This window comes from Cyanobacterium sp. IPPAS B-1200, assembly GCF_001747005.2.
Classification (GTDB): Bacteria; Cyanobacteriota; Cyanobacteriia; order Cyanobacteriales; family Cyanobacteriaceae; genus Cyanobacterium.
In genome coordinates this window covers 2,784,963-2,800,783 of the sequence record NZ_CP182899.1, presented here as the reverse complement: position 1 = coordinate 2,800,783, position 15,821 = coordinate 2,784,963, and the positions used below count along the sequence as shown (strand labels likewise).

Genomic DNA, 15,821 nt, shown 5'->3' with positions numbered 1-15,821 from the left:
GAGGGTGGGCATTGCCCACCTTTTTTTATGGTTTTGGAATTGCCCATGAGATATTTCTTAACTATTTAACCCTTCCCATAATTGATTGTAATAGGCGATCGCACTGGGAGATAATGGTTCTATAAACTCACTTTTAGCAAAAATTTCTTCACTTATTTCTAACTTATTATTACCATTTTCAGCGGTCAAAATGGGAGAATTACCTTTAGTAAAAAAGTTTATTCGAGTGGCAGAATCCTTCTCCCAACAGTAATTTATCCAACGATATATTTCATTTAATTTTTCATCAGAAAGATTATTTTCATAGGGGTTAACCCACACATCAGCCCACAAACTTGTACCTGAGCGAGGTATGACTGCTTTTATATTTCGATGTTGTTCTAACATAGGTAAAATATCTGTGGACCAACCCACCGCCAACCATGTATCACCATTAATTAAAGGTTGTAAATAATTAGTGGAATCATAAAATTTTACTTGATTATTTAAGGTAATTAACTCCTCATAAATCTCATTAATTTCGGTGATATTTTCAGTGTTGTAAGAATAGCCTGATTTTTTAAGAATTAAACCTATGATTTCCCTCGGTTGATTCAACAGAGAAATGTTATTTGTCAATTCCACACGCCATAAATCTGACCAATCTTCAGGGGTAAAACCTAAAGGCTCAAACTTATCCTCTCGGTAAGCAATCATCGTATAACCCCAGCGATAGGGAGCCCCCCATATTTGCCCCCCACTTTCCATATTTCCTTGGGCATTTCTGGTAACCAAACCTTGAAAAATAGGGGGTAAATTTCCCCAGTTAAATAAATTATCTCTATCAAGGGGTTGGATTAAATTATTTTCAATGGCCATGGATAACCAATAGTTGCCAAGAGTAACTAAATCAGCCTTTTCTTCCTCTGATTGGGTAAAAGGAAAGGGAGGTAATCGCAATCCTGATTCTTCTTTGGAAAGAGGATTTTTTCCTTGCCATTTTTGTAATAACTTATATATTTCATCCAAATTTGCCTGTGGTTTGAAATTGATATTTTTTCCCTGATTTAATTCTTGATTGAAAGCCGCAATTAGTTGAACAGGGATTGATCCTTGAAGTAGTAATATTTTTAGGTCATGATTGGCTTGACAACCAGCAACTAAACTGCCAAGACTAAGAGCTGTGCTGGTAATGATAAAGGATCTACGGTTCATGGTGATAATTTATTCTATCTTTTGAATATAATTTTTAATAATATTTGAGAGGGTTTTATTTTAGATATTAAATCAGTGTTTAAAGTACAACAGGATACAATTTAGTAAATATTAAGCTCTTGGGGAATTATTAAATTAATCAGGAATACTGGAACTATTTTGAAAAATGATCTTAGTATGGTTATCAGAGATTATTTTCTAGCTTGTTTGCCTAAATATTTTATCTGAATCTTAACGTTATTTTCGGAGTTACAGGGCGTAATCATTAGCAAGTTTTCATGGCACAGCCCTGAGTAAATATTTTCAGAAAATTGAAGCAAAACTAGCACCATATATCAAGATACTGAGCTTATGACTGTACAAAGACAAGAAATTTGGCAATTAAATCAAAAAATAGAACAACTCTATGCCATTGTAAAACAATTGGGAAATCGTATTGGTTGGGAAGGGGTAGAGGATTTATGTTTTAGTGTTCAAAGCAACGAAGATTTTGAGTTAGTCAACGATTTTACTGCCCGTCAACAGGATTTGAATTTAGAACAAATTAATTCAGAAAATCTCTTCAAAGAAGAATCAGATAATCATAAAGATATTATCTTAGATGAAAACCATGAGAGTCCTAGAAGATTTCCCATCAACTTCCTTCTCGAAGATGATATATCCTGTGAGGATCAAGTGCAACGATTAACGGCTCAATTAACAGCCGCCTATCATCGGATTGCCTCTTTAGAAGATCAATTATTAGCTAACCGTGGTATTAGGGAAAGTGGACAAAATCCCTTCTATGGCAATCATTAACTGTTCTGGGGTTGTACCTAAAAGGTGAGATGCGATCGCACTTCCCCCTGCCCCTACTCCCTCTTTCACAAAGCCCTGTTCGTAAGATTGCAAACTAGGATAATTAGAATTAGTAAAATTTAACTGAGTTGCCAAAAGAGGAACATTCCCCACCATTTTCGCTAAATTCACCGTATCCCCTGTATTATCATCCGCCACCCATCGGGTAGTACCCACCACAATATTACTCAAATCCGTAGAAGGGTAATAAAGCCTTTTAATAGCCCGAATTAAAGCATATACCGCCAACATTTGCGTACCCCCTGCTAACATTATCCCTACCTTTTTACTAGCAGAAGAAGCTACCCCCGTCACAAAAATCTGCATAGGATCTCCCACCCCTGCTACAATCTCAAAAGGAGTCGTAGAACCAGAAAAATGAGCATTTTTTAAACCCTCTTTCACCACCTGCCATTTTTGCCCATGATTACACACAGGATGGCTACTATTCACCATTCCTCGCACATCCATACCCAGCGCCGTTAACACCGCCAAAGCCGTTGTGGTTCCTGCCACCACACATTCGCTGAGGATGAGATAACCCCCATTTGCTTTCTGCGCTAATGTTTCGCCCCATTGCAAACCTTTTTCATACAAATCCATCACCACTCCTAAAGGCAACGCCTTCCCCGTTGTCACACACTGCGCCGCCTCACCCCCCAAATCAATGGTATCCACCGAAGGACTTGCCACCAAACCTGCATTAAAAACATAGACAGATAAATCAAACATCTCTACCACCGCCCTAGTAACAACCGTGGGAGACACTCCCACCGTAAGGGGAGGAAGGGGATAAACAGGATTTGGGGTTATACCATTAACTAAAAATTCGGCATCCGCTAGGGCTGTATAACGACGGGATTGGGAGGTTGCCCCCGCTGCTGAGATACCTTCAATCAAAGCGGTATGAGTAAAGCCAAGGGTGCAGGTAAAAATGGGGTGATAGTTACCATAGCGATTAAGCCACTTGATTCCTTCCTCATGGTTATTGTAAATTTTAATAGAATTCATTTTAAATAGGTATTGGGTGATAGAAAACGTACCGTGATACGTCATACAAATATTAGGTTTTTGCCGTTGATGAATAATAGATGAATCAGATAATAAACACTTTATCCATTGAATACCTATTTATGAATTATTGACGCTAAATTATTTCCCCATTCCCTTGTATTCATTGTCAGAATTGCCAAAAGGTCGTAAGATACAAAGGTTATTAGATTTATGACCCTGATACTAAATGTCGTTTTCCAAAATCTTAATTGCTAATAGAGGCGAAATCGCCTTACGAATCATTCACAGTTGCGAAGAAATGGGCATTGCCACCGTTGCGGTTCATTCTACCATTGATCGTGATTCCCTCCATGTTAAGTTAGCAGATGAGAGCGTTTGTATTGGTCCTCCTTCTAGTAACAAAAGTTATTTGAATATTCCTAATATCATTTCCGCTGCTTTGACTAGGGGCGCTGAGGCTATTCACCCTGGTTACGGATTTTTGGCAGAAAATGCCCGTTTTGCTCAAATATGTGCTGACCATCAATTGACTTTTATCGGGCCTCGTCCTGAGTCTATCACCTCCATGGGGGACAAGTCCACGGCAAAAAAAACCATGGAACAGGCGGGAGTGCCTACTATTCCGGGTAGTAAGGGTTTGTTGAGTGATGAACAAGAAGCCCTAAGAATGGCGGCAGAAATTGGCTATCCTGTGATTATCAAGGCTACTGCTGGGGGTGGTGGTAGGGGAATGCGCTTTGTCCATCAAGAGTCGGATTTGGTACGTCTTTTTCACGCTGCCCAAGGGGAAGCGGAAGCGGCTTTTGGTAATGGGGGGGTATATCTGGAGAAGTTTATTGAGTTGCCCCGTCACATTGAGTTTCAAATTTTGGCGGATAGTTACGGTAATGTGGTACACCTTGGGGAAAGGGATTGTTCGATTCAAAGAAGACATCAAAAGTTGTTGGAGGAAGCCCCTTCGGCAATTTTAAATCCCAAGTTACGGCAAAAAATGGGACAGGCGGCGGTAAAGGCTGCTAAGTCGATTAATTATGTGGGGGCTGGTACGGTAGAGTTTTTGGTGGATAAGTATGGTAATTTCTATTTTATGGAAATGAATACTCGTATCCAAGTAGAGCATCCTGTAACGGAGATGATTACTGGGTTAGATTTGATTAAGGAACAAATTGCGATCGCCCAGGGGGAAAAATTATCATTCTCCCAAAGGGATATACAATTTCGAGGTCATGCCATCGAATGTCGTATTAATGCCGAAGATCCTGACCATGATTTTAGACCACATCCAGGCAAAATTATCGCCTATTTACCCCCAGGAGGGCCTGGAGTACGCATGGATTCTTTTGTTTATCCTGATTATCAAATTCCTGCCTATTATGATTCTTTGATTGGTAAACTCATTGTATGGGGTGAAGATAGACCAACGGCCATCAAGAGAATGAAACGGGCATTAAGGGAATGTGCCATTACAGGAGTGCCGACTACTATCGAATTTCACCGTAAAATATTAAATCATCCTGAGTTTGTGGCGGGGAATGTTTACACTAATTTTGTGGCAGAACACTTTTTTAAATAAATTTTTAACTGGGGAAAAAAATGGCAGATTTAGAAGGACTTTTGCGCATGGCAGAGGATGAGTTGACTCAATACAGTACCACCGCTCGTAAAATTGAAAAGTTACGCCGCAAAATTGGTATTGCCTTGCCTTACAATCAACAGCAACGGCTTAAACAAGAGTTATTAGAGAAAAAGCCCAAGGGTTTTTTGTTCAAAAAACTAGAAGAAAGTCGTCAAAGCTTTGCTCTGCCTTTTTGGGGCATTGCAGGATTAGGTTTATTATTTGGCATATCTTCCCAACAATATCTTGATTTTATCGCAACGGCGATCGCCCTTCCCATTGCCATCAAAATTCAGCAGGTAGGCTGGAAACTCGAAGCCCAAACTCTTTTACTCAAAACCTTTGAAGACATTGAAGAAAGAATGAAAAATAATTCTTAATTCTTAATTGTTAGCTCTTTTGCCTCCTGAATCCACCGCTCTACAAGAGATACAGGGGGACAAAGATCCCTTCTTTTGAAAGTCGATACCTGTAGGCGCATAATCTGACGGTGTAATTGTGGTGCTGATGTAGTGCTTAGGTGTTTTAGGGAGGGAATACCAGCGTGTAGTAACAAACCGCAATATTTTGCTCCAATACTCTGCGCACAGGCTAAATTAGATAAAGCAACCCATTTACTAAGTAGTTTTATATTTAATCCCATACTACTAGCTAGTAATTGTTTTTTTTCTTGATTAGTTACTTTTTTTAATAGGTCTATATTGGTGTTAATTCCTTGGGATTGTAATTGTCTTACTTCTAAAGGATGAATTCCAGGCAAGTGGGCGATCGCAACAGAAAGTATCATAATAAATAATAAGAGAAAATTGTGGAGACTGTGTTATTTAAACTAACAAATAACATTTTGACATATTAAATAAATTAAAATTTAACTGATTCTAAACCCTGTTAATGCTTCATGGCTAATAACAATAAATTTCCTTCAATCCTACAAAAAATTTGGCTAAATTGGACTATAAAAACCAAGCTAGGTTTTTCATTTGCAGTCTTAACTTTTTGTATCTCTATTATTTTTAGTTTAGTAGTAGGACAATGGGTAAAAAATCAAGTAGAAAAAGACCAAACCTTTTTATTAAAACAAATAAATCGGGAATTATTGTCCACCTTTCAACAAGGAATGTTAGAACGTTATAAAGATATTGGCAATATGTCTATATTATCTGAATTTCGCTCTAATCAAAGAAGTGATGAAGCAAGGCGTTTTTTACTTAATCAATTGCAGGAAAATTACGATAATTATGCTTGGATTGGGTTTGCTAATAATGAAGGAATTGTGGAAGTTAGCACCCAAGAAATTTTGGAAGGGGCTAATGTAAGTGAGCTCCCTTGGTTTGTAGAGGGTTTACAATCTTCCTTTGTGGGAGATGTCCATGATGCTAAGTTATTGGCCAAAATACTTCCGCCCCCAGAGGATGGAGATGTGCTTCGGTTTTTGGATATATCTACCCCTGTATATGATGAAAATGAGGAATTAATAGGGGTTTTGGGCGCTCATTTGAGTTGGGAGTGGGTTAAATCCTTGGAAGATAGTTTAATGAGAAACATTGAGGAAGAGCGAGAAGTTGATATTTTAATTATTAGTAGGCAGGGGGATATTCTGCTCAATTCTGGGGAGGAGACAACTATTGATGAGAGCATTTTTGTCCAGTCTTCATCCAATGAAAATAACTATGTCACCAAAAAAGCTGATATTGATAATAGTGAGTATTTGGTTAGTTATGGGGTTGATGAAGGTTATTTAGATTATCCAGGATTGGGGTGGCGAGTGATAATTAAAAAAGAAAGTGCGATCGCCTTTAAACCCGCTTATGATTTACAAAGACAGATTTTATTTTGGGGTTTAGTATTAGCCAGTATTTCCTCAGTAATCGGTTGGAAAATTGCCGATAAAACAACCAAACCATTATTAAAACTAAGCCAACAAGCAAAAAGCATCACCGCAGGAGATAGGGAAAACCCCATTAAAGTTTATCAGGGCAAAGATGCGATCGCCATTTTATCCTCTAGTTTAAACGAACTAGCCCACACATTAATTGAGCAAGAAAAAAGCCTCAAAGAAATTAACCAAGAATTAGAGCAAAAAGTAACAGAGCGTACAGAAGAACTAGAAAAAGCCAAAGAATTGGCCGAAAAAGCTAATCGAGCAAAAAGTGAATTTTTGTCTAATATGAGCCATGAATTGAGAACTCCCCTCAATGCTATACTAGGCTTTTCTCAGCTTATGGAAGATGATCCCCATTTGACCAGAGAAAATAAAGAAAATTTAATGATTATCGTTAAAAGTGGAGAACACTTATTATCACTCATTAACGACGTTTTAGATTTGTCAAAAATTGAAGCAGGAAAAATTACCCTCAATGAAAATGCTTTCAATTTTCAGGAAGTATTAACCTCTCTCCAGTCAATGTTACAAATCAAAGCCACAGAAAAAAATGTGCAACTAAACTTTGACTTAAAGGAAGATTTACCACAATTTATCATTACCGATGAAGGAAAACTCAGGCAAGTATTGTTAAACCTCCTCAGCAATTCCATTAAATTTACCAAAAAAGGTAGTGTCAGTCTCCACGCAGAATTATTAAATCCCCATACCCTTCATTTTCGGGTAGAAGATACGGGAATGGGCATTGCCCCTGATGAAATGAGCAAACTATTTTCGAGCTTTTTTCAGTCTCAGTCGGGGCGAAAATCTCAAGAGGGAACAGGTTTAGGGTTAATAATTTCCCAAGAATTTGTTCATTTGATGGGGGGAAATATTCAAGTTACCAGTGTCATGAATAAGGGTAGTATCTTTGATTTTACTATTTCCTTTAGACCTGCTCAACCCCATCTCAAAACCATTCAACCCATAGAAGACAGCCATCAACAATTACGTTTAGCCCCCAGTCAATCTCTTTATCGTATCTTGGTGGTAGATGATAATGAAAGTAATCGCAAATTATTAACTAAATTATTGATTCCCGTTGGTTTTCAAGTAAAACAGGCACAGGATGGCATAGAGGCGATCGCCCGTACCCAAAAATGGTATCCTCATCTGATATTAATGGACATCGGAATGCCCAATATGAATGGAGATGAAGCCACCACCATTATCAAAAAATGGAGCCACGAAAACAATCAAAATATTATCATCATTGCCCTCACCGCCCATGCCTTTATGGAAGAAAAAGAAGTAATTCTCGCCTCTGGGTGTGATGATGTCATTAGTAAACCATTTTCCCATGCAGTTTTATTTGACAAACTTAAATACTATCTCAACCTTGAATATACCTTTGAAAACCTACAAATCATCAGCAGAGATACCGTTATCGAAAAAGAAACCTACATTCAATCCGATGACTCCCCCAAAATTTTAGTTGCCGAAGATAATAAAGTTAACCAAAAACTGTTAATCAACCTCATCAAAAAAATTGGTTATAGCGTCGATGTTGCCAACAATGGGGCAGAAGTTATCAGCGCCCTAGAAAAAAAAGAATATGACCTAATTTTTATGGACATGGAAATGCCCATCATGGATGGATTAGAAGCCACTCAGAAAATTTACCAAGTTGCCACCAGTGAAAAAAAATTACCCGTAATTGTAGCCATGACTGCCAATGATGATGATGATAGCCGAGGCAAATGTTTTGATGTGGGTATGAGTGATTATCTTACTAAACCCATCAACATCAAAAAATTAGGTAAAGTTATTAAAAAATATGTTGGCAATGAAGCATGGACTATGGACCATTAGCTTTAACCTCCGTTTCGGTAAAACCGACCTTCCGCATAGTTCAAGAAAAAGCAAGAATACTACAAAAAAAGTGATAAAAAAGATGAAGTGGAATAGAGTAAATTAGTTTTAATAGAGTAATGATAAGTCTAGGAAAATGTATGAATCAATAAACATTGAAATAGAAAATATTGATCATTTAGGTATAATAGCTGGAATAGTAGACGAGGTAGGCATTGTAGAGATTGTAAACCAAAAACTACCATCCTATGCTACAGAAAAAATTAGTAAAGGATTAGTAGTCAAGGCAATGATTCTCAATGCCTTGGGTTTTGTGTCTCAGCCATTGTACCTATTTTCAGAGTTTTTTAACGACAAAGCAATAGAAAAATTACTAGGAAAAGAAGTAAAAAAAGAATACTTAAATGATGACAAATTAGGGAGAAGTTTAGATGAACTATACGAATATGGACTAAGTAATTTGTTCATAGAAATAGTCATAGAAGTAATAAAAAAATATCAAATAAAAAGTAATTATCACCACTTAGACTCCACATCATTTCATGTGGATGGTAAATATGAAAATGAGGAAGAAGAAAATAGAAAAACCATCAAAATATGTCATGGGTATTCAAAAGATAATCGTCCAGATTTAAAACAATGTGTATTAAATTTAATAGTATCAGGGGACGGAGAAATACCATTATGGATGAAATCAGGACAGGGAAATCAAAGTGATAAAAAAGAATTTGTCAAGATAGTAAAAGAGTATAAGAAAAGTATAGAAACAGAGAGTATAACAGTATGTGATAGTGCCTTATATAGTCAAGAGAATATCCAATTACTAGGGGAAATGAAATGGATAACAAGAGTGCCATTAACAGTAAAAAAAGGGAGAGAATTAGTAGAAAACGAAGAAATATTATGGACAGAGATAGAAAATGAGCAAGAACAAGAATTGAAAGAAAGAGGTTATGAATGGAAAGTAATCAAGGAAAACTATGGGGGAATAAACCAGAGATGGTTAGTAGTAGAAAATAAAAAAAGAAAAGAAAGCGATCTAAAAAAAATAAAAAAAGCAATTCCCCTAGAAAAAGAGGAAGTAGAAAAAGAGAAAAAGAAAATATCTAGAAAATTGTGGTGCGATAACAAAGAATGTGAACGAGAAATAAAGAAAAAGAATAAAAGGTTTAAATATTATGAGTTAGAGATAGAAGACATTAGAAAGCAAGAGAAAGGAAAATATGAAGTAAGTGTAGTGGTAAGAGAGAAGGAAGAAGAAATAGAAAAAAAGAAAAATCAAGCAGGAAGATTTATCTTAGCAACCAATGTAATGGAGGAAGAAAGATTAAAACCATGGGAAATACTATGGGAATATAAACAACAACAAAAAGTAGAAAGAGGATTTAGATTTTTAAAGAATCCCTTATTTTTTACCGAGAGTTTTTATGTAAAAAAGGTGGAGAGGTTGGAAGGGATATTATGGTTAATGTCCTTGAGCTTATTGATATATAACCTAGCTCAAAGAGAAATGAGAAAAGAATTAAAAAGAAGAAAAGTAGGATTGAGAAACCAAGTAGGAAAAAGAACAGAAAAAGTAACAATGAGATGGATATTCCAATGCTTTCAAGGAATCTATCTGGCAAAAATAAATGAAGAAGAAAGAATCGTAAATATGAATAAAGATAGAGAAGAAATATTAGAATATTTACCAGCAAAATGTCGTGAATATTATCAATAAAAAACCTTGATAGTTAGGAAAACATCAACAAAAATAAGAGCCATTACAACATAAAATAAAAAAATTGATGGCATAGGTTTGTGGTGGGAAAATATAGAAATAGTCCAAGAGTAAAATAGCAGAGAAAAAGACATTAAAGATAATTTTTACTCAAACCATTACAAATAGCTCATCTTCTTTATGTCGTTTTATTTGTGACAAAATGAAGTGCGGAAAGTCGGGTTTAAGAATATCGGATAAGGGTAGGTGTTGGGGGGATGAGGGGTAAATAAGGAGTTAGGGTGTTAGGGAGAAACTAATTCTTAATTTTTAATTCCTAACTATTGCCCATTGCCTATTCCCTATTGCCTAACTTAACTAGAAAATGTTATCCCAAACTCAGATTAATTAGTAAGGTTTGCTAATACCTTAACTTCAAATTCATTTTCAAAAATCGGCTTTTTATACTCCAAATTCCATAACTCTAAAGCACAGTCATCATTTTTGACAGTGGGAGTCAAATGTAAATGTAGTTTGTCATATTCCGAGTCATATTTACACTCTAAATTCTTGATAGCCCCTAGCTGTCGGCGATCAAGGGCGATCGCAAGGCGCAATATCGCGCTCATTTGCTTGATTATTTTACGATTATCATGGGCAAGGGAGTAGTAAGACTCATGTTTGCGTTTAGGCTTACTCTTGCGGTGATAACGGGCAATTTGGGCAATTAATTCCACCTCAATTTCCGTAAACCCCAAAAGTTCGGCATGACGAATTAAATAATAAGAGTGTTTATGGTGTGCCCCATGGGAAATGTACAAACCGCAATTATGAAGGATAGCCGCCGCCCAAAGATATTCCCTTTCCTTTTCTCCCCAAGAATGTAATTCTCCCTGAGTTTGATCAAAAATTTTCAGGGCAAATTCCGCAATCCTTTCTCCATGGGGTAAATCTACCTGATATTTATGGGCAATTTTCATCACGCTACGGGAGCGCACATTAGTTTGAAAAACAAGGCGATTTTCGATGTAACCATTTTGTAACATCCAATCAACAATGATTCCTTCTCGCAAAGCCCTTTCACAAATAGTGATAGAATCAATGTCCAACATGGTCATGGCTTCGAGTAAAATCATGATACCAGGCACAATAATCTCTGCCCTGCGCTCAGACATTCCCGACAAAGAAGCCTTTTCGTCATAGTCCATTTTGAGCAGTTTTTCTAAAATTTGCTCAATTCTTTTCTTGGATATTTCATAACCATTAAGGGGATTTGGCTCACTGCCCTGAGTCTCCATGGCATCGATGATGGCAATGGTTTCAATGGTGCCTGATGTACCCACCAAAAGGGGTTTTTCTCCTTGTTTTAAGGCATTTTTAAACTCATCCACAGGACGCTCTAACATACCCTGAATATAGGCTTTGAGACGGATAAATTCTTTCTCGCTAACGGGATCGGTGGTGATAAAATCTTGATTAAGTCTTACTGCCCCTACTTTGGTACTACTAAGATGACGGGTTTCTTGATTGTCGGCCAACACCATTTCCGTGGAGCCACCGCCAATGTCAATGAGGCTATGGACTCCGCCCCCAAAATCCATGCCTGAAAGCACTCCTAAATATATTCTTCTTGCTTCTTCTTGCCCCGAAATTAGATCAACTTTAATACCTAATTCTGACTCAATGCGATTTAAAAAATCCATGCCGTTAGGGGCTTCTCTAGTGGCGCTGGTGGCCACTGCAATGATTTGATCTACTTTTAGACTATCAGCTAAGTCCTTGCACCGTTTTAGGGCAGACAGTGACCGCTCCATGGGTTCTGGGGTTAGGTTGCCATCTTCTGGGTTGCGATCGCCCAGTCTTACGGTATCTTTTTCCTTGGCAATAATGGTAAATGAAGGGATTTGGGCATTAATTTCCACCACTACCATATGGATGGAGTTAGTACCAATGTCGATCGCTCCGAGGGTGCAATCCTTTAATTGACGAGAACTATTTAAGCTCTGATAAGCAACAGATTGATTATTAATATTTACCATCGTAAAATTGCTCAAAGATAACGGTAGTGGTGGTTTTGTCCTTTAGGTTAACTCTACCATAAATCAATGAATAATTAATAATTGATAAGTAATTAGGCATAATTAAATTGATTTAGGCAAGGGGTTTAAACCCCTTGTTCATAAGAGTCTTAATAAAATAAGAGCTATAATTAATTTCGCCAACCTACTCAATGGATAATCAAAGTTTTATCACCCCTACCCCTCATCGCCCCATCACCTCATCAAAAAGTTGCTCATAAAGTGCGATCGCGCCTTCAAAAGAATAATGAGTTTCCGCATATTTACGCCCCGCCATACCCATCTGCCCCACAAGTTCAGGATTATGATAAAACTCCTCAATTTGCCTAGCCAAAGCCACAGCATCCTCTGGGGGAATTACCACCCCACCCCCACTCTCTCGAATAGCTTGGGCAGCAGTGCCAGACTCAGGCACAGAACCAATAATCACACAACCACTAGCCAATAATACAGGAATTTTGGAAGGTAAATTAAAATCAATCACATTACTTTTTTGCGTCACCATGCCCACTTCCACTGCCCCTAACATTTGCGGTAACTTTCCCCTAGGCTGAAAAGGCTTTAGTAAAACATTCTCACATCCCAACTCTTGACGATATTTTTCCAACCTTGCCAGCGCTTCCTCCTTGCCTACAATCACCACCATCAAATTATCTAAATGTTTTAATTTATTAGCCGCTTCTATTAAAATTTCAATGGGTTGAGTCAGGGCAATATTACCTGAATAAATCACCACAAATTTTCCCTGTAAGTTATTTTCCTGAATAAAATAACTATCCTCCCTTCCCACAGGTTTAATAAAATCTACATCAACCCAATTGGGTATTTTGACAATTTTATCCATATCTACATTTTTATTTGCTAAATTTTTAATAAAACCATCGGCAATTACCGAAATTTTATTGGCTTTTTTATAAGCAAAATTTTCTAATATAGAAAATATTTTAATTAATTTTTGATTCGTCAATAAACCCACATGAACCGCCGCATCGGGTAATATATCTTGTAAATTTACCACCAAAGGAGAGCCATATATTTTACTTAATAAATAAGCAGGAGCTATCACAGGAAGCCCTGGAATAGTAGATAAAATAACATCAGGTTTCCACGGTTTTAACCCTTGCCAGAAGCTAAAAAAAGCAAAACTAAGCTCAAACATAGCCCTATTTATAAAATTTCTTTTCTGACTTGCCCATACGTAGGACCGATAAATTTTTACACCATTTCTTTCTTCTTCCGTATAGATTTTTCCTCTATATTCAGGATAAATTTTACTTTCAGGATACCAGGGCATAGCGGTTAAAACCCTTACTTCATGACCTTTTTTTACCAATCCTTCTGCTAATTCTGTCATTAGAGGAGCAATGCCGATGGGTTCTGGGTGGTAATTATAAGAATAAATAAGAATACGCATTATTTAAATAGAAGTATATTTTTTGTGAAGTTTTTAGACTAAATTATTGTTTTATCCCTCTTTTGTCACTTTCCAAAATAACTAATCGGAAAAAATGAATTTATCCACTGAGAAAATGAATCATACAATTATTGCTGTGGTTCAGTAAATGATTAAACCCTATCCATAATAAATCGCTCTCCATTATTCTTAACCAAGGTAACATTGTGCAAAAGATGAGCATCGGTTTAACCATAATTCGATAGTTAATCAATGTATTTTTCCAACTACTAAAATCACGCCAATCTTCTGTGATGAAGATTTTCTTATCTTGAGTCTCTACTATTTTTTTTTGATTAATTAAGTCTGTAATAGGTTTAGTTTTTAAGCTAATCATCCAGTAAACACTATTAATAATTTCCCACCATTTTTTCTGTGTTAGTAGTAATTTGCCAATAAGTTATTTTTCTTCTGAGACCATAAATAATTTCTCTAATGTATCTATCTTCTTTTTTACCATCACTAAAAATTCGTTTAAATTTGTACCATTTATTCGCTCTTATCGTCTGTGAACTTGGCATCCAAACACCATGGTCTTTTCTAATAGAGACAATAAAATCAAGATTATTTTGTCTCAGTGCATTAATTAAAGTCGATGCTTCCCCATATAAACTATCAGCTAATAGTAAATTAATAGAAAAACCTAACTCTACTAAATACTCGATAATTTCTCTTGCTAATTCTATTTTTGTTTTGTAAACATCACCCTCATTTTTCTACTCATAAATGAAGGGTAAATGATTACTATAACCACTTACCCTTCAAATTATACAGTTTTGATTAATGTACTTTTCTATGGTGCGAGCGCATTTCCACGCAACAGACTACCTATGGTTTTAGCAGTAATCTTGAGTTGAGTTAAAGGATTGGCAGGCACTACAGTTTTATAGAGATAGCTGTCGAAGGTAATTTTTTGTACATCGATGTCAGCACACATTTCCACAAAGGCTTCACGGGTAGCATCACTGCGATAGAAAACTCTTTGTAAAATGTCTAATACTAAATAGGTAGTACCGTATTGTTTGTCCCAACGTTTGAGGTAGGTTTTTAAATCGGCTTCGGTGGGTACTTTTTGACCATTATTGCTGGTTTCTACAATCACCTCTGCACACATTCTGGCGCTTTTGGCGGCGAAGTAGATACCTTCTCCAGAGGACTTGGTAACGGTACCTGCAGCATCACCCACAAGGGCAACTCTACCTACTACACGACGGGGGCGAGGATGCTCAGGAATGGGGTGAGCTTCTACTTTGATGATTTCTCCCCCTTCTAGGCGTTTGGCGGCTCTTTGGCGAATACCAGCTTGTAAGTCTTTGATCATTGCTTTGTTGACTTTCATGGTACCAGTACCCACGGCAACGTGATCGTATTTGGGAAATACCCAAGCGTAAAAGTCGGGGGATACATCGTTACCCACATACATTTCGGCTAATTCTTCGTAGTATGCCATCTTGTCTTCGGGGAGTTTGATTCTTTCCTGGAAGGCGATCGCATAGTTGTAGTCTCCAGCATCAATGGCTTTGGCGATACGAGAATTGGCACCATCGGCACCGATTACGAGGTCAACCTTAAGGGTTTTCATTTCTCCTTGGGCGCTACCATTAGAATGATCTGCATAGTGGAGGGTATAAGGGCTAGTATCATTATCGGGAATATCTAATTGATATACAGTGCCATTGATAAGGTTTGCTCCTAGTTCGGCTGCGCGATCGCGCATAAACCCATCTAATACTTCACGGCGACACATCCCAATGTACTCATTATCCTTGAGAGTTTGACCGATATTCACCTCAATATTGGAAGGAGAAATCATCTTCATTTTACGAACCCGACGGTCAATGATTTCGGGAGGTAAATCAAACTCATCCACCATACATAGAGGAATAGCACCGCCACAAGGTTTAGCGTTATCTAGTTTTCTTTCAAACAAATAGGTTTCAATACCCGCTTTTGCCAAAATTTCAGCTGCTGAGGATCCAGAAGGTCCGCCGCCTACTACTGCTACCCGAATTGTCACGGTATTCTTGCTCCTAAAATTTATATTTTTAATAAATTGCTTTTTGTATCTATTATAAAAAGGTAAAGGACAATGTCCTCTCTTTTGATAAATTTTTCCATATTGCAACAGTCCTTAACAAAGAAAGCAATATTTCTTAATACTTCTCATTTTGTAGTTGTGTACAAATAATTTTTTTTAC

General features: G+C 37.1%; 11 protein-coding genes and 1 pseudogene. 5 read left to right on the top strand and 7 right to left on the bottom strand.

Going from position 1 to position 15,821, the window contains the following annotated elements; translation table 11 throughout:
• Window positions 1-57 precede the first annotated feature (57 nt).
• A complete protein-coding gene (locus A5482_RS13100; protein ID WP_069791662.1) occupies window positions 58-1,194 on the bottom strand; it encodes an extracellular solute-binding protein in 1,137 nt (378 codons plus the stop codon).
• Window positions 1,195-1,545: 351 nt separating this feature from the next.
• Here A5482_RS13100 and A5482_RS13095 point away from each other — a divergent pair, with 351 nt between their 5' ends.
• Window positions 1,546-1,992, top strand: a complete 447-nt coding sequence (locus tag A5482_RS13095) for a hypothetical protein (protein ID WP_069791663.1) — start codon at window positions 1,546-1,548, stop codon at window positions 1,990-1,992.
• Here the strand turns inward: A5482_RS13095 and cobT are convergent.
• Window positions 1,936-3,042 (bottom strand): nicotinate mononucleotide-dependent phosphoribosyltransferase CobT, encoded by a 1,107-nt coding sequence (gene cobT, locus A5482_RS13090; RefSeq protein ID WP_069791664.1) that lies wholly within the window; start codon window positions 3,040-3,042, stop codon window positions 1,936-1,938. The two genes, A5482_RS13095 and cobT, sit on opposite strands and share 57 nt — an antisense overlap.
• Window positions 3,043-3,271: 229 nt before the next feature.
• On the opposite strand from cobT, the gene accC reads away from it, so the two are divergent.
• Window positions 3,272-4,618, top strand: a complete 1,347-nt coding sequence (gene accC, locus A5482_RS13085) for an acetyl-CoA carboxylase biotin carboxylase subunit (protein WP_069791665.1) — start codon at window positions 3,272-3,274, stop codon at window positions 4,616-4,618.
• Window positions 4,619-4,638: 20 nt separating this feature from the next.
• Window positions 4,639-5,040, top strand: a complete 402-nt coding sequence (locus A5482_RS13080) for a hypothetical protein (RefSeq protein ID WP_069791666.1) — start codon at window positions 4,639-4,641, stop codon at window positions 5,038-5,040.
• Here A5482_RS13080 and A5482_RS13075 read toward each other — a convergent pair.
• A complete protein-coding gene (locus A5482_RS13075; RefSeq protein ID WP_069791667.1) occupies window positions 5,037-5,447 on the bottom strand; it encodes a DUF4332 domain-containing protein in 411 nt (136 codons plus the stop codon). The genes A5482_RS13080 and A5482_RS13075 overlap by 4 nt on opposite strands.
• A gap of 111 nt (window positions 5,448-5,558) precedes the next feature.
• Between A5482_RS13075 and A5482_RS13070 the strand changes: the two genes are divergently transcribed.
• Together A5482_RS13070 and A5482_RS13065 are read left to right on the top strand one after the other, a co-directional pair.
• Window positions 5,559-8,393, top strand: coding sequence for a response regulator (locus A5482_RS13070; RefSeq protein ID WP_069791668.1), 2,835 nt, complete (start codon window positions 5,559-5,561; stop codon window positions 8,391-8,393).
• Window positions 8,394-8,529: 136 nt separating this feature from the next.
• On the top strand, window positions 8,530-10,113 hold the full coding sequence (locus A5482_RS13065) for an IS1634 family transposase (protein WP_069791669.1): 1,584 nt from the start codon (window positions 8,530-8,532) through the stop codon (window positions 10,111-10,113).
• Between the two features lie 383 nt (window positions 10,114-10,496).
• On the opposite strand, the gene A5482_RS13060 is transcribed toward A5482_RS13065, so the two are convergent.
• From A5482_RS13060 to chlP, 4 genes and pseudogenes are all read right to left on the bottom strand, one after another.
• Window positions 10,497-12,131: a Ppx/GppA phosphatase family protein gene (locus tag A5482_RS13060; protein ID WP_083260489.1), complete on the bottom strand. Its 1,635-nt coding sequence runs from the start codon at window positions 12,129-12,131 to the stop codon at window positions 10,497-10,499.
• Between the two features lie 223 nt (window positions 12,132-12,354).
• The gene (locus A5482_RS13055) at window positions 12,355-13,584 is read right to left on the bottom strand and encodes a glycosyltransferase family 4 protein (protein ID WP_069791722.1); all 1,230 of its coding nucleotides are present in this window, start codon (window positions 13,582-13,584) and stop codon (window positions 12,355-12,357) included.
• Between the two features lie 389 nt (window positions 13,585-13,973).
• Window positions 13,974-14,312 (bottom strand): annotated as a pseudogene (locus A5482_RS13050) (transposase); the annotation flags it as partial.
• Between the two features lie 104 nt (window positions 14,313-14,416).
• Window positions 14,417-15,640: a geranylgeranyl reductase gene (gene chlP / locus A5482_RS13045; protein WP_069791817.1), complete on the bottom strand. Its 1,224-nt coding sequence runs from the start codon at window positions 15,638-15,640 to the stop codon at window positions 14,417-14,419.
• Window positions 15,641-15,821: the final 181 nt, after the last annotated feature.

What these genes read in the sequence shown, in the direction of transcription:
- accC (WP_069791665.1), top strand. Translation starts at nt 3,272, where the DNA reads ATGTCGTTTTCCAAAATCTTAATTGCTAATAGAGGCGAAATCGCCTTA.
- A5482_RS13075 (WP_069791667.1), bottom strand. Translation starts at nt 5,447, where the DNA reads ATGATACTTTCTGTTGCGATCGCCCACTTGCCTGGAATTCATCCTTTA.
- A5482_RS13095 (WP_069791663.1), top strand. Translation starts at nt 1,546, where the DNA reads ATGACTGTACAAAGACAAGAAATTTGGCAATTAAATCAAAAAATAGAA.
- A5482_RS13065 (WP_069791669.1), top strand. Translation starts at nt 8,530, where the DNA reads ATGTATGAATCAATAAACATTGAAATAGAAAATATTGATCATTTAGGT.
- A5482_RS13060 (WP_083260489.1), bottom strand. Translation starts at nt 12,131, where the DNA reads ATGGTAAATATTAATAATCAATCTGTTGCTTATCAGAGCTTAAATAGT.
- cobT (WP_069791664.1), bottom strand. Translation starts at nt 3,042, where the DNA reads ATGAATTCTATTAAAATTTACAATAACCATGAGGAAGGAATCAAGTGG.
- A5482_RS13080 (WP_069791666.1), top strand. Translation starts at nt 4,639, where the DNA reads ATGGCAGATTTAGAAGGACTTTTGCGCATGGCAGAGGATGAGTTGACT.
- A5482_RS13070 (WP_069791668.1), top strand. Translation starts at nt 5,559, where the DNA reads ATGGCTAATAACAATAAATTTCCTTCAATCCTACAAAAAATTTGGCTA.
- A5482_RS13100 (WP_069791662.1), bottom strand. Translation starts at nt 1,194, where the DNA reads ATGAACCGTAGATCCTTTATCATTACCAGCACAGCTCTTAGTCTTGGC.
- A5482_RS13055 (WP_069791722.1), bottom strand. Translation starts at nt 13,584, where the DNA reads ATGCGTATTCTTATTTATTCTTATAATTACCACCCAGAACCCATCGGC.